General features: G+C 32.3%; 13 protein-coding genes. 5 read left to right on the top strand and 8 right to left on the bottom strand.

Features of this window, described 5'->3' with window-relative positions:
• Window positions 1-517: 517 nt before the first annotated feature.
• Window positions 518-670, bottom strand: a complete 153-nt coding sequence (locus SLH52_RS15645) for a YjcZ family sporulation protein (protein ID WP_214481847.1) — start codon at window positions 668-670, stop codon at window positions 518-520.
• Between the two features lie 253 nt (window positions 671-923).
• On the opposite strand from SLH52_RS15645, the gene SLH52_RS15640 reads away from it, so the two are divergent.
• The 3 genes from SLH52_RS15640 to SLH52_RS15630 all read left to right on the top strand — a co-directional run bounded on the left by SLH52_RS15640 (window position 924) and on the right by SLH52_RS15630 (window position 5,338).
• On the top strand, window positions 924-1,919 hold the full coding sequence (locus SLH52_RS15640) for a metal ABC transporter solute-binding protein, Zn/Mn family (protein ID WP_320210207.1): 996 nt from the start codon (window positions 924-926) through the stop codon (window positions 1,917-1,919).
• Window positions 1,920-2,503: 584 nt separating this feature from the next.
• Window positions 2,504-3,883 (top strand): MATE family efflux transporter, encoded by a 1,380-nt coding sequence (locus tag SLH52_RS15635; protein ID WP_320210206.1) that lies wholly within the window; start codon window positions 2,504-2,506, stop codon window positions 3,881-3,883.
• A 441-nt stretch (window positions 3,884-4,324) separates the two neighbouring features.
• Window positions 4,325-5,338 carry an S-layer homology domain-containing protein gene (locus SLH52_RS15630; protein ID WP_320210205.1) on the top strand — a complete coding sequence of 338 codons (1,014 nt, stop codon included), beginning with the start codon at window positions 4,325-4,327 and terminating at the stop codon, window positions 5,336-5,338.
• 393 nt (window positions 5,339-5,731) lie between these two features.
• Here SLH52_RS15630 and SLH52_RS15625 read toward each other — a convergent pair whose 3' ends face one another.
• Window positions 5,732-6,166 carry a DUF6526 family protein gene (locus SLH52_RS15625; protein ID WP_320210204.1) on the bottom strand — a complete coding sequence of 145 codons (435 nt, stop codon included), beginning with the start codon at window positions 6,164-6,166 and terminating at the stop codon, window positions 5,732-5,734.
• Window positions 6,167-7,067: 901 nt separating this feature from the next.
• Here SLH52_RS15625 and SLH52_RS23445 point away from each other — a divergent pair.
• The gene (locus SLH52_RS23445) at window positions 7,068-8,453 is read left to right on the top strand and encodes a L,D-transpeptidase family protein (RefSeq protein WP_413785547.1); all 1,386 of its coding nucleotides are present in this window, start codon (window positions 7,068-7,070) and stop codon (window positions 8,451-8,453) included.
• 165 nt (window positions 8,454-8,618) lie between these two features.
• Here the strand turns inward: SLH52_RS23445 and SLH52_RS15610 are convergent, their stop codons facing one another.
• Both SLH52_RS15610 and SLH52_RS15605 read right to left on the bottom strand, forming a co-directional pair.
• Window positions 8,619-9,065 carry a flavodoxin gene (locus SLH52_RS15610; RefSeq protein WP_320210203.1) on the bottom strand — a complete coding sequence of 149 codons (447 nt, stop codon included), beginning with the start codon at window positions 9,063-9,065 and terminating at the stop codon, window positions 8,619-8,621.
• 226 nt (window positions 9,066-9,291) lie between these two features.
• Window positions 9,292-10,470, bottom strand: coding sequence for an MFS transporter (locus SLH52_RS15605; RefSeq protein WP_320210202.1), 1,179 nt, complete (start codon window positions 10,468-10,470; stop codon window positions 9,292-9,294).
• A gap of 106 nt (window positions 10,471-10,576) precedes the next feature.
• Here SLH52_RS15605 and SLH52_RS15600 point away from each other — a divergent pair, with 106 nt between their 5' ends.
• Window positions 10,577-11,113, top strand: a complete 537-nt coding sequence (locus SLH52_RS15600) for a CGNR zinc finger domain-containing protein (RefSeq protein WP_320210201.1) — start codon at window positions 10,577-10,579, stop codon at window positions 11,111-11,113.
• 81 nt (window positions 11,114-11,194) lie between these two features.
• Here the strand turns inward: SLH52_RS15600 and SLH52_RS15595 are convergent, their stop codons facing one another.
• From SLH52_RS15595 to SLH52_RS15580, 4 genes are read right to left on the bottom strand one after another with little or no spacing between them, the layout of a single operon-like run.
• Window positions 11,195-11,878, bottom strand: coding sequence for a hypothetical protein (locus SLH52_RS15595; RefSeq protein ID WP_320210200.1), 684 nt, complete (start codon window positions 11,876-11,878; stop codon window positions 11,195-11,197).
• Entirely contained in the window at window positions 11,875-12,633 is a 759-nt protein-coding gene (locus SLH52_RS15590) for a hypothetical protein (RefSeq protein ID WP_320210199.1), read from the bottom strand. Before SLH52_RS15590 ends, SLH52_RS15595 begins: the two co-directional genes overlap by 4 nt.
• Window positions 12,596-13,516: an ABC transporter ATP-binding protein gene (locus SLH52_RS15585; protein WP_320210198.1), complete on the bottom strand. Its 921-nt coding sequence runs from the start codon at window positions 13,514-13,516 to the stop codon at window positions 12,596-12,598. Before SLH52_RS15585 ends, SLH52_RS15590 begins: the two co-directional genes overlap by 38 nt.
• Entirely contained in the window at window positions 13,513-13,920 is a 408-nt protein-coding gene (locus tag SLH52_RS15580) for a GntR family transcriptional regulator (protein ID WP_320210197.1), read from the bottom strand. Before SLH52_RS15580 ends, SLH52_RS15585 begins: the two co-directional genes overlap by 4 nt.
• Window positions 13,921-14,820 lie beyond the last annotated feature (900 nt).

The raw sequence follows: 14,820 nt of genomic DNA, 5'->3' as shown, positions 1-14,820 counted from the left end.
CTTTGTTGTTCCAACAAAATCACACCTACAAAAATTGTTGACTTCTGCTGATTGTTTAATTAGAGAAAATATCCTAGGGAACTCTTATTCTTTACGCCTTTTAATAAGGCTCTTTTTGTACACTTTGTTGCTTTCTTCTCTTACTTGTAAGTAACTGAGTAGTCTTTAGTTAAGAAAAAATGCCAAAACGTTAGTTATACTCATGGGTTAGCTCTTATTATGTAAAGCAACAATTAATGCATAAACAGCCTTAACAACAATATAAGCTTAGCTATTAATTGTTGATTTAATCGTAAGATGCGCTAATTTTTTATAATTAGGCTATTTTCGTAATCTCAGCTGCTGTTGAGTCGTTTTATATGTTAGTCATCATTGTACAGAAGAAAAGATGCCACGAATGCTAGGTATATACGCGCTTATACCATAGAACGATAAGTATCAGTCAATGCGAAAACAGCCTACAAATCAAAATAGAGAGGTTTTTGGACCTCCCTATATGAAATGACAAGTTTTTTATTTACACAATCGCACACACACCGACTAATACGATAATGAGTAGAATAAATAATACAACGATCAACGCAAACCCTGATCCAAAGGCTCCTCCTACTCCAGGGCCGTAACCGTACCCAGGGTAGCCAGCACCTGCTACACCACCATAACCACACATAATATCACCTCCCCATTCTTATCTATATATTTCTATGAAAGATTAGTGTATTTTGTTTGTACGAATGGACATGATGAAAACGTACAATTTTTTGGGTACATTATATAAAATATGGAATAATACGAAAAACTTCATCTATATTCATGCTGTTACACATATAAATATTTTTAAAAAGCGTAATCATTACTATTTGCAAATCGTAACGATTACGATATAATACATATGTAGTTTGAAAGAAAGGAAGAACTTATATATGTCTTTACTCAATCGTGTATACGTAATAGCAATAATGATTATGCTTGTATTAGTGGGGTGTAGTAACCAGAATAGCAATACAGTAACAACAAGCCCAACAAATGATGAAACCTTACAAATTTATACGACTCTTTATCCATTGGAGGATTTCACAAAGAAAATAGGCCAAGAACATGTTGAGGTAGTATCAGTCATTCCTGCTGGAGCAGACGCACATACATTTGAACCTACCCCTAAAAAAATGATCGAAATTGCCAATGCAAATCTATTTATTTATAGCAGTAATCAACTAGAAAATTATGTAGATAGCATGAAAGATGCGTTAGAAAAAGAGAATGTTAAATTTGTGGCAACCGCTGACAAATTGATGAATGAGGAGCAAAATCATTCCGAAGAAGAGGAAAACCATTCTGAAGAAGAGAAGCCGGAAGAAAATGAGCATGAAGATAGCGATCATGACCAACATGACGATGATCTTAATCCACATGTTTGGCTAGACCCGACATTCGCGATTGAACTGGCCGAGGAAATAAAGGATGCCTTAGCTGCCTTAAAACCTGAAGCAAAGGATGATTTCGAAAACAACTTTCTATTATTAAAAGAAAAGTTAACAAAACTCGACCATCAGTTACAGACAACAATAGAGCAAGCAGAACGTAGAGAAATACTTGTATCTCACGCTGCATATAGTTATTGGGAATCTAGGTATGGCATCAATCAAATAGCTGTTGCAGGAATCTCATCAACTAATGAGCCTTCACAAAAACAATTAGCTGAAATTATTGAAACTGCTAACGAACATCAAATAAAATATATTTTATTAGAACAAAATGTAAAACCAAAAGTGACAGATGTTATTAAAAATGAGCTTAATGCAACACCTCTGCAAATTCATAACTTGTCAGTCTTAACTGATAACGACATCACAAATGGTGAAGACTATTTTAGCCTGATGGAAAAAAATCTTGAAACTCTTAAAATAGCCTTGAACTAAATTAACAATAACAACCGTTTATCCCGTATCATAGTATTGTGGTACGGGTTAGTTGTGATATAATCATAGTTTATATAAAAGCTGTTTGAACAACCAACTATATCAAGATTATTCTCACTGCTTTGCCATTTTCGTACTGTGGCATAAACAACGCATTTTACGATAGCTTTCTAGTTTTCACTAAAATTTGAGTAACTGATGTGCATAATATGAATTTTATATTCTTTAGAGAAGTAAAATGCCTTAAACGTTAGTTATATTGTGGTTTTCTCTTATTACAAGGCCCTTTCGTGATCTATGTTCCTACAGTTCTAAAATAAAAGATGAATGTCGCTTTACTCAACAGTCATCATTTTATAGAAGAGAGATGTAGAAGCAACACGCAAACAGCCAACGATAAAGATCTTATAAAATCAAATTTAGTTGTTCTAATATGTCCTATGCTTTACAAAAAAATAACAACCGCTATGTTTATCGAAGTAAAGAAAGATACAATTTGTTCATAAATGTATGTTGGTTTTAATACTTACTTTTTCTATTTACATCTGTATAAATGTTCATCCCACTATTTGAGGAGACTACAAATGAAAGAAACTAACACAAAATCTGAAAAGCTAAAACAGTTTACTTCCATCTTAATTCCTATTCTAATTACTCAGCTTGGCATGTTTTCGATGAATTTTTTTGACACAATTATGTCTGGTCATGCGGGAAAAAATGACTTGGCTGGTGTTGCAATAGGTTCAAGCTTATGGGTACCAATATTTACAGGATTAGCAGGAATTCTTATGGCACTAACACCCATAGTTTCACAATATGTAGGTGCTGATGAGACAAGAAAAGTCTCTTTTTCTGTCATTCAAGCAGTATATTTATCATTAGTCATCGCCTTAGTAGTATTCATTATCGGATTATTCTTTTTAGAACCGATTATTAATGCTATGGATCTAGATAACCATGTAAGTAATATTGCTTTTGACTATTTAAAAGCATTGTCGTTCGGTTTACTTCCTTTATTTTTTTACAACGTTTTACGTTTCTTTATTGATGGTCTTGGTCAAACTCGAACAACAATGATCATTACCCTTATTTCACTCCCTATCAATGTTCTATTGAACTATTTACTGATTTTTGGGAAATTTGGTTTTCCAAAATTAGGCGGAGTAGGAGCTGGCTATGCCTCGGCTATTACGTATTGGTGTTTATTAATTATTACAATTTTTATTATTAAAAAAGTACAACCATTTGCTAAATTTCAACTCTTTTCTAAGTTTGAAAGATTGTCATTCACAGCTTGGAAAGAGCAAATAAAAATCGGTGTACCCATTGGATTTGCGATCTTTTTTGAGACGAGTATATTTGCTGCCGTCACTTTGCTAATGAGTCAATTTAATACAGACACCATTGCAGCTCATCAAGCTGCACTAAATTTTTCATCATTTTTATACATGCTACCGTTAAGTATTTCAATGGCATTAACTATCTCGGTAGGATTTGAAGTAGGCGCAAATCGATATAAAGACGCTGTACAATATAGCTACTTAGGAATTAGCATTGCAGTAATATTAGCTATTGGGTGTGCTGTAGGTTTATTTATATTTAGAGATACTGTTGCAGGCCTCTATTCAACTGATCCAACGGTCTTATCATTAACGAAGCAGTTTTTATTTTTTGCTATTTTTTTCCAATTATCAGATGCAATCGGGAGCCCTATTCAAGGAGCACTCAGGGGCTATAAAGATGTAAATGTAACCTTTATGTTGGCATTTGTGTCTTATTGGATTATCGGTCTTCCACTAGGATATATACTTGCTAACTATACATCATTTGATGCATTTGGTTATTGGATTGGCTTAATATCAGGATTAACGGTTGGAGCAATTTGTTTATTTACACGCTTAATATTTATTCAACGAAATAAGTTTGTCGCTCATAAAATGGAATTATTACAAGGAAAAAATTAATTATTTATATGTCCCCCTTCTCTAAGCATTAAGATGGGGGATTGTTTTCCAATACAATTTTAATGAATATACAGCCCCATAATATATACTCCGCTTTTATTTTCTGGATTTTGGTCAATTTGATTTGTATAACATTTTACGTTTTCAATCTTTTCTTTTTTATACCGTTTAGAAACTATTTCAACAAAATATACGAAAAACTATAAAGAACTTACATAAACGATTTACTTTTTGCTTTCTTCTCTCGTTCTAGTCCATAGTACTTGTTAACTATGTCGTACTACTCATTTATTGATAATTCTATTATCTTGCCTTTTTATAAAGTTAATAATGAGATAGAATACCTTTTGAGGATAATTATACTAATAGATTTTTCAGATCTAATTTCTGTATAGCTATTAAACCACCTTAAAAATAACGAATGGAAAAGGAGATGAGAAGATGACAGGTTTTCAAAAGATAGCTCAAATATTCCTAGCAATCGCACTGTTAACAGTTGGCTTCAATTCTAATCAAGTCCATGCTAGTATAGTGTTTTCTGATGTTCCGTCTAATCATTGGGCTAAGGAAGAAATAGAAGGTTTAGCTTCACAAGGAGTTATTAATGGTTATCCAGATGGTTCATTTCTTCCGAATGACTATATTACTAGAGCTCATGCCGCAGTGATAATAGGAAGAGCACTAAATATTGATTTAAGTAATCGCCCAAATCCACATTTTGTAGATGTAAGCACATCAAATTCTGCCTACCCATACATAGCTGCGCTAGTAGATGAAGAAGTTTTTGGTAGAAATGAAGAATTTAATCCGAACAACCCTTTGACTCGAGCTCAAATGGCAAAAATATTAGTAGAGGCTTTTAATATTGAAGGCGTTTCTAATAAAGTGTTCGATGATCTTCCTTATCATCATTGGGCAACCACTTATGTTACTAAACTAGTAGCTTCTAATATTACGACTGGCATATCTCCAACTGAATTTTCACCTAATGGGTATGTAACACGAGCGCAAATGGCAGTATTTGTAATACGAACACTAGATTCTCAAGAGAAAAATACTACCAAAGTTGAAAAATCATTTATTTATGATGTACTTGATTTAGTAAACGTAGAACGAGCAAAAGAAAACATACATCCACTTGAACTATCTACTGAAGTAACCGAAGTAGCTCAAATAAAAGCTGAAGATATGCGTGATCAGAACTATTTTTCACATACATCTCCCACATATGGAAGTCCATTCGATATGCTGAAGCAATTCGGTGTACAGTGGACTAGCGCAGCAGAAAATATCGCAGCTGGGCAATCAACTCCAGAAGAAGTTGTAACTGGATGGATGAACAGTGACGGTCATCGTAAAAACATTCTTTCATCTAACTATACTGAAATTGGTATTGGATTTACTGAAGGTGGTTCACATGGTTACTATTGGGTACAGATGTTTATTGGCAAGTAGGGATCTTTTCATCTTTAATAAATACAGTTGGAAGAAGATTGTGCTTATTAACTAACTAATGCAGTTGAACCGAAGACCTTTCTACAAGGCATACCACTTGGTTTTCTTGACTCATATGTGGTATGCCTTCTATATTTTATATTTGTTGCTTAAATATAGTACTAACTATTTACAAATTATATAGTTGTTATTTTAGAAGTAAGCTCCTTTACATTCCAGTGAAAGTTGATAAAATATATTCGTTAATAGTGGTATTTCATTGAATACCAATTACTTCATTACAAACCAATCTGTGTTGTACGACAATACCGAGTAAATTCACAATTTAAAAAAGGACTAAAACTAGTCCTCAATTATAAGCTTATTTATTAGAATATTTTAAATCATCTATATCTATACACGATAGTGGTCTCCACGCCAATGCTTTACTGCTTTTTTTATATCTTTAGGTTGTAGATTTTCTTTAATAGTACGTTCACATAAAGCTGGGAACTCATCATCACTCGCAAAACGCAAAGCAATAATTTGTTTGATCGTTAACCTTGAATTTAGCATTGTATTCGTAAGAGTATAATGACGAAAATTCTCTTCTGAACGTATGATTCGATCTTGCAACTTCGTTGAATATAGTCTTACTAAAGAAAATGTTATAAATAAGCCTAATGTAATAGCTAACCACAATAAAGCTGTTAAAACCCCTTCACCGCTATAAATCGCCATAATTAAATTGACAAGTGTTGCAATAAATACTACTGTTACAAGTGGCGCTCCTATGTAATGATAAATTGGATGCATACGAACATGGTTCTTAAAGTTTTGACTTTTCATTTTCCCCACCTCTTTTTTTATTTTAGAAAGTACTACTAAAACATTAAATATCACTTAATTTTACCAATTTTCGGATAATTTAGTCAAGTTTACTTAACAGTTTATCTAATTACTACTTCTATATAATTTTAGGGATTTTCTGCGTAAACTTTGTAGCTATTATTACTTAAAAATAGACAGTACGATGAGTTTTGAAAATTTAAATTGTATATGTAGAAAAGCTGCCTCGAACGCTAGATTAATACGTGTTATATTTTATCAACCAATGATTAAATGCATCATTAACCTCTTTTCTTTATTAAACCATACTCATAGTTCCTTTATTATCAACTGTAATGGCTACTCATTTTTTCTTCTTGATTTACCTGTTGCCACCATTACAATAAGCTTTTATTCATTTTGTATTGAAATGTTAATTAATCTATCAATTATCATACTTTTTTACCATACAGTAGAATTGTTGGCTAAATAAGATTCAGCTCTTTCTCAATAAGCTCTTTACATCCATAAAAAAATTGCATCACTACATGATTACCCTGTACATACAAAATATGTTCATTTAATTGTTTTTGCACATTCCATCTTTCTCACAGATTCATAAATTTTCATAGTTAACATAACAACTTCATTCTGTTTTTTTTTCAATCGTTACATTTAACTCTATTCCCTCTGTACAACAAAGTAGTTCATTTTGACCTATAAGTAACGATTAATAATAAAATCTCTTCCTCATTTCTTCATTTATAATTTTCCATTTATAAGTAGATAGACTCAAAATTGGTAGGTCAAAAGTATCCTTCAACCTAAGGAACAAAGAAAAATAAGTGAATCATCCTATAGGAAAGATTATGATACAAATGTAAAATAAGGGAGGTGTATTTTCGACAAATGAGGTGATATTTTGCAAGATCAAACAAACGCTAGTGCAGAAAATAATTTTATAACACGTAAAATGACGATTTATGCAATTCTTTTTATTATCTTCATAACAATAGTGACAGGAAATTATTTATTTAGAGCTAATAATCCAACAGAAGCAAGTGCTGAAGCACAACTTGAAAGCAAGAAGTTAGAGCAAGAAATAGCAGCTGATAAAAATAATGACGAGATAGAAGGTTTAAATTCACATACTAATGAGACCGTACAAGAAAATCAAGACTTGTCTACCGAAAATACTACCAGCACAGAGTCAAGTAGTATCAGTGAAGCTTCTGTAGTAGAAGTACAAGAAATTGTAGAGGTTGTAGAGGTTACAGAGCCTGTTGCTGAATCTGCATCTACAAATACAGAAGAGGTACAATCTACTAAAATAGAGAGTAAACAGTCTTCAGAAACCCTTTTAAGTTCTACGGAGGCATCAATTAATAGCCGTAAACAGATCTCCATCCAATATGAGATTTCAAAGGGAGTAACACTTTTTCAAATTTCTAAATTATTTTACAATGAAAATAGCACTGAATTTATACAATCATATAATAATATTACGCATCCTGAATTAGATGTCAGAGAAGGAATGCAAATCGTTGTTCCAAATCCGGACAAATTAGCTGTTTATACTGTACAAGAAGGTGACACATTATATGAGGTAGCGAGAAAATTCTATAGTAAATCTAATCTATTAAACTACATAATGGAATATAATACTATACTTAACCCTGAGACCGATGTAAAAGCCGGTATTAATATTGAAATACCTACTAGTAGCGGGATCGTAGTACATACCGTTCAACAAGCAGAAACGCTATATAGTATTATGAATACATATTATCAACTAGCGTATTATGTTCAAGAAATAAGTGAAATAAATGGTAATATCGAATCAATAAAAAGTGGTGAAACATTAATCATACCTAATATTTTTAAACAACATCAAACAGCTATAATTGAAAATAGCCCGACTGTAAATGCTAACTATTTAATAGAAATCAATAGATCTAATAATATTCTTATTGCATATAAAAATGGTGATGAATTTTTCAAAACAACAGTTTCAACGGGAGAAAATCTATCAACTCCTTCGGGTATGTTTGAAATCATTACTAAATTTGTTGAACCGTCATACACCGCTAAAAATATTCCAGGTGGAGATCCGTCAAATCCTTTAGGCAGTAGGTGGTTAGGTCTAAGTGTACCAGGCACAACAGGCAGAACATATGGTATACATGGGACGATAAACCCTGGATCTATTGGAGAATATGTAACACAAGGTTGCGTTCGAATGGAAAATGAAAAAATTGAATGGTTATTTGATCGAATTCCAATTGGCACTAAAGTAAAGATAGTATAACCTTGCTTAGTTTAACAATAAATATACAAAATAATATAATACTTAATTACGACAGATAAGAGCCTAGTAGAATTGCTAAGCTCTTTAATTACTAAAATATATATTATAAGCCATTACCTTTTCTTAGTTGAACTGTTCTAAGGTAAGTCATTACTTCTACTAAACCTATTTTCTAATATTCCGAACAAACTCCCTTCCAAACAGCTTACATTTTTCTATTTCTTCGCCTTGAGGACTGTCCTCAATCTTTAAGCTCTCTTGGACGAGCATTCCACCTTGTTGTAATATAGCTGACTCAAAAATATCAACAGCTCCGCAGTATATTTTATAAGACCTATCTCCTGAACCAAACACTGCAAAATCCTTCCCAGACAAATCTACCTCAGTTAACTCATCATAAAAATCTAAAAATTCATCTGGAAGCTCCCCATCCCCCCAAGTATATGATCCAAATATGATTGAATTATATTTATCTATTATATTTATATCTACATCAAAGACATCTTTCTTTTCAACTGTTACACCTTCGCCCTGTATCCCTTCTTCTATTAAATCAGCTATCGATTCAGTATTACCAGACATACTCGCGTAAATGATAAGCACTGTTGACATTGTTAATCCTCCCTCAGGTAAAGAGCAGAAATATTTAATTGATAATAGTTATCATTAATATATGATTAGTATATATGATATTGATAATCATTGTCAACTGTATACCTATCTCTGCTCATTGATTAACTCCTACTTCCAATCTTACTATGATATTAACTGTGAAAGGATCCTTTAATAATTAGTAGATACGTATAAAATAAAGTAAAAATTGAAAATCATTTTACATTTATACGACTTCTTCCTTCATTACGGGGCTAGCTGCAGAAGTTCTTCTCAAAATAGTAAGAAGCACAAAGTTAATGACTCCTACACTAGAAAAAATAATCCAAGGCAACATACTATTAGGAAAGGTTTTCAACAAAAAAGTACCTGTAAAATTTCCTAAAGTTGCTCCAATAGCAAAGGATATTTCAAAAAAACCAAAATATGAACCCTGAAACTGCCCGTAGGTAAATTCTGAAATTGCAATGTCGGATGAAGGTAATACAAACGTTTCACCTATCGTAAATACGACTATACATATTAATAACCAATATGGCGATGAAATGAAACTGATCATTAACAAAGAAAATGACATGGTGAGTACACCTATTGTAAGTAGACTGTAGATGTGCATTCTAAGAAATAATTGTTTGATCATAATCATTACTATCAGTCCTGTTATAGCATTTATTGTGATGACTAAACTAACATACCTCTCACTACTAGTTAAGTTATACATATGTAGCGGGATGGATACTGTTAGCTGCGAAAACATGAACCAAAAGAATATCATTGCAGCACAATAGAGGATATATTTTTTATTTTTGGCGATATGCTTTACGCTTACAAGGATAGAAGGGCGTAAACTCATTGTATAATCGCTACGCTTTATTAACATGAGTTGTACTACGAATAATATGTAAAATAGAATGCCACTAATGACAAATGGATAGCTAGGATTAACAAATAGTAACACCCCTCCCATAAGAGGTCCAATAATTGCTCCGGCATTTAGTGAAAGGTTTAAATTAGTAAACACTCTCTTTTTTAGATCCTCTTGCTTTATTGATGAGAAAAATGCTCTTGATGAAGGTTCATAACATGCAGATCCTACCCCAATAAGAGCAGCTCCACAAGAGACGAAGTAAAAGGACTCTGACATTGCTAAAATAATGAAGCCTGTTCCCCTTATTAACAATCCTAATCCCATTAAATTTTTATAACCGTATTTATCTCCGAGTCCTCCAGTTAAAAGAGGTAACCCACTGGAGGTTAAAACGATTAAAGATAATACTGTTCCAGTCTCTACTACTGAGTAATAAAGTGTATTTGACAAATAAACTGCAAAAAAAGATATTACGGCAAAACCTGCAAGATTCATCCAAAATGCTGAAAATAAGATAACTTTCGTTGTTTGATTCATAGTAACCCCCTTTAGTTGTAACCATCTTTTTATTTAGATGGTTACATTTATGTTATGTTATAATGAATCATAATGCAACCTGTAAAATTGATTGGTGGTTACAATTATGGATAAGAACAAAGAAATTAACGAAGTATTATCTTTTTTGAACACTTGGGAAATTCCTAACAAAGACAGAATACCTAAAGATCATTTTGGAACTATATCTGATGTCTCGAATTATATTCATGAACATCTAACAATCGAAAATTCCAATGATTTTTTAGATGAAGTTATCTCATTTCGGTCAGACATACGGACGACGATTGAAAAAAATGATGGAGAGCTCATCAATGAATGGATTAAAAGAAGGCAAATTGCGTACGAGGTTCAAATACAAAACAACAAACCAGTCTATAACCTGATTTACAAATATAAAAGAAAAAGTCTAATCGACTATATACTGATAGACATTTTGACTTTAATCAACACAGGAACCTTTCATCGACTAAAAATTTGTCCAGATTGTAAGTGGGCCTTTTATGATCAATCAAAAAGTGGTACTAAAAAGTGGTGTAATATGAACGCAAATAGTCCCACTGGAAGAGCATGTGGGACGATATCTAAGGTAAAACGGTATAGAGAGAAGAACAGAAATAAATAGAAATCTATACATTATACGTATTTTTAGCCACGTTAAAATGTTCTACACGGCTTTTTAGCCATGTAGAACATTTTAAGTGTCTCATCTCTCAATAAAACTAAAATTCACAAACGAACCCTCTATTAACTCTACATCATTTGGTACTTTTAAATAAATAACTTGATATACTCTCCCATCATATTGATTAAAAAGTGACTCTTCTGTAAATTGCCGAACTGGAAACGGAGCTTTTACTAGTTTAATATTTATATCCTGTGAAGGAGAGTTAATAATTAGTCTATTATCATTTAATATAAAACCAACAGGAGCTACCTTACTAGAAAAATTGATACCATCTACAAACAATCCACTACTTAAGTTAAATGCTTCAATCCTGTTATCACTACTCAATTTTCTTTCTACAATCACGTGTGGACTATACTCTTCTGAAAAGTTAACTTCCAATGTTTGATGTCTATAATCATCAAAGCTTTTTGCTATTATAATATAGTCTGGATCAAGCTTATCTATCTCTATACTGCTCAATAATGAAAAGAAGTCATGATCTGTTTCACCTTGTTTTACTTCCTGCTGTTTTAATGAATCATCGGAGACGAAAGCTATAAATACAGAACTTAATAAAAGTAATCCTGTGTATATAAAAAGTAGCCAATGAGTTATTTTTAAAGAGCTAATCTTTTTCCCGGCTTTAATCATTAAAGAGAACAGCCCTACTAATATGATAAATAAAATAATTTGAAATGTAGCTAGCTCGAAGGAAATCATTTCCTTACCTCCATTCGATTCAGGATGCTAATGGCAGCCATAAAAAACAAGCTAGAAGTTATCAAAACTTTTACAATAAATAATACAAATATTGGTTCCGTCACATAAAATTCAAAAATTTTGATGACAGATAAATAATTATCCCTTATTGTCCCTTCAAGTAAGGTAGCTTCAAGAAAAATGAAACCTAACAACGACACTGGAATAACAATGATAAATAACTTACTTACTTGAATCAGTGTTCCAATAAAGTAACCTATTGCACTAACAATTAGCCCATACAAAAAGATTGCGCTTATACCGATAACAAGTTCTTGGATTCCAGTATTAAGAATATAGAGCTGCTGATCAGTAAATAAAAATCCTAGAAATTGTATTACATTCCCAGATAAAATGGCTGTAATGCTCCCTACAATGGTAGCCGTAATTAAAAAGAGAATATTCGAGAGACTGCTGCTAAGTCGATTGGTTATAAACGTAAAATCATGGTTTCTTTGTGGTCTAGTCGTTATCGTAATTGCTGTAGAAAAAGCCCAAATTAATGTAAAGACAATGACGATATCAGCTGCATAGTACTGGATATTAATGTGAACATTATTTCCACCCATCGAAGATGTTCCAATTCCACCAAGTGAAAAGAGTATACCTAAAACCTGGATTCCTATGAGTGAACTAAAAGAATCTATGTTTGCCTTGAGCTTGTAAAAATATTGGTTTTTAACAGTATTTGCTAATGTCACTGTCGTCAAAGACATCTTCAATACCTCCCTTCGTTTCACTAGTCAAATAAACACATAGATCACTGACTTTCACTTGAGAGATTTCGATACCTCGATGACGAGCTTGAAGGGTTGAAGTGTCAGAAACATCATTTTTTACAACCACATAATCGGTATTCTTACCTAATCGATTTTTGAAAATAACTTCTTTTCCATTAGTCATTTTTGCTATTTCATCGGTCGGTCCTTTTATGCCAACTGCCCACTCCTTTAGTTCATCCATCGTCATATGCAATTGTTTTTCTCCATTTTTAATAAGTAAAACATCTTCCAATATATCTTCTATTTCACCCAAATGGTGACTGGATAGAATAATAGTACGGGGAAAAGCAATATAATCCTTAACCAATACCTTATAAAAATCTTTTCTCACTGCTTCATCCATTCCCGTAGTTGGTTCATCAAATATTGTTAACGGACAACGCGACGCTAAACCGATAATCATGTTAAACGTACTTTTCTTTCCTTTTGAAAGTCTAGTGTGATAATACTTAGGATCAAAAGAAAAATAGTTAAATAGGTTACTTGCTAATTGCTTATTCCAATTAGGATAGAAGCGTTCAGCAACTTCTAACAGTTCACCTAGTGATACCGCTTGAGGAAAACTCATTAAATCATCCACAAAGATGGAATTTGCTGAGACGTGCAAATTATTAAAAGGCTTGTTGGAATAAACTTTGATTTCACCTGATGTTTCTTTTAGGAACCCTGCTATTATTTTTAACAAAGTCGTTTTTCCAGCGCCATTTCGTCCAATTAATCCTGTAATTTTATTTTCCTCTATGGAAAAAGATAGGTTGTTTAAGACATTTTTTCTTACATATCTTTTCGTTAAGTCAGAACATTCAATTACACTCATTCTCTCTCCTCCTTAACCATTTCTTCTCTTATCATTTCAATTAATTCGTTATCTTCTATTTGCAAATGATTAGCTACTAAAACCAACTCCTGTATTAACCCCTTCAATGTTTGATTTCTTCTTTTAGCGATAATCATGTCTTTTGCTCCACCAGAGACAAACATTCCAAGTCCGCGTTTTTTGTATAGAATATTTTCGTCCACTAGAAGACTAAGCCCTTTCGCTGCAGTTGCTGGATTAATCGTATACATATCAGCTAATTGATATTGTGAATACACCTTGTCATCACTTTGGAAATGGCCATTTAAGATCTCTGATTCAATCCACTCAGCAATTTGCACATATATTGGCTTAGTGCTTTCTGTATTTAGAATTGTCTCCGCCTCCTCTCTAACATAGTGCATTACTGTTGTAATGTAGTATATAGTAAACTTACATTTTTTACAATAGGCACGTATGTATCACATTTATTTTTTTGCCTAAATTATAAGTAAACAACGCGAAAACAGCTTTAGCTACATATTCTATAAAGCATAAGCCGTTTTTTAAGAAGGTTTTTAGAAATCTAGATAAAACACGCTTGGATATTTCCAAGCGTGTTTTATGTAAATTAGCTGATAAATACTGTGATATGTTTATTATTTTATTTAAGAGAAAAAATTTGTGATTATGCTGTTATTTCTCTCCAATGATTTTCACTTAAGTAATTTAATTTTAAAGATGTCTTGCAAACGAATTTAATTTTATATTCTGAGTTGCTACTATGTATAGTATTAGAATCAATACCTATCATCTTGAGGTCATTAAATGAATGTGAATTAATACGCTGTTATAATAACTGAGCTCACATCAAACCTTTTTGAACAGTCGAAAGCTTAACTATAGTAATAAGAACAATAATTCAAAAGTAAATGATACCTTTGATGATTTCTTTAACTCTTTAGGTGTAATGATTTGTTTCTACATTTCAACTACCCCTACTTTAAAATATGGTATTTGAAAGAATATCCATTGAGGTTATAAAAAATATCTTGTTTAAACAATATTCTTCTAAGCAAAAGAAGAACGCTTTTCAGTATCATTTCTGAAAAGCGCCACTTAGTATTATTATAAGATCAGTCAGTAACTTTTCTGGTTGATCTTATTTAATGAGTATTATTCTAAATGTAGTCTAGGTAGCATTCTTACGCCAAATTGTGGAAGATCAGCATAACAAAACTGTATAATTCAACCTCTAGTTGCCCACATCAGCTAATGAGCATATAACATTAATTAACTCTCAAAATGACCTATTAATATTCACA

The organism is Cytobacillus sp. IB215665, from assembly GCF_033963835.1.
Taxonomy (GTDB): Bacteria; Bacillota; Bacilli; order Bacillales; family SM2101; genus Nanhaiella.
This window is presented reverse-complemented; position numbering and strand designations above follow the sequence as displayed.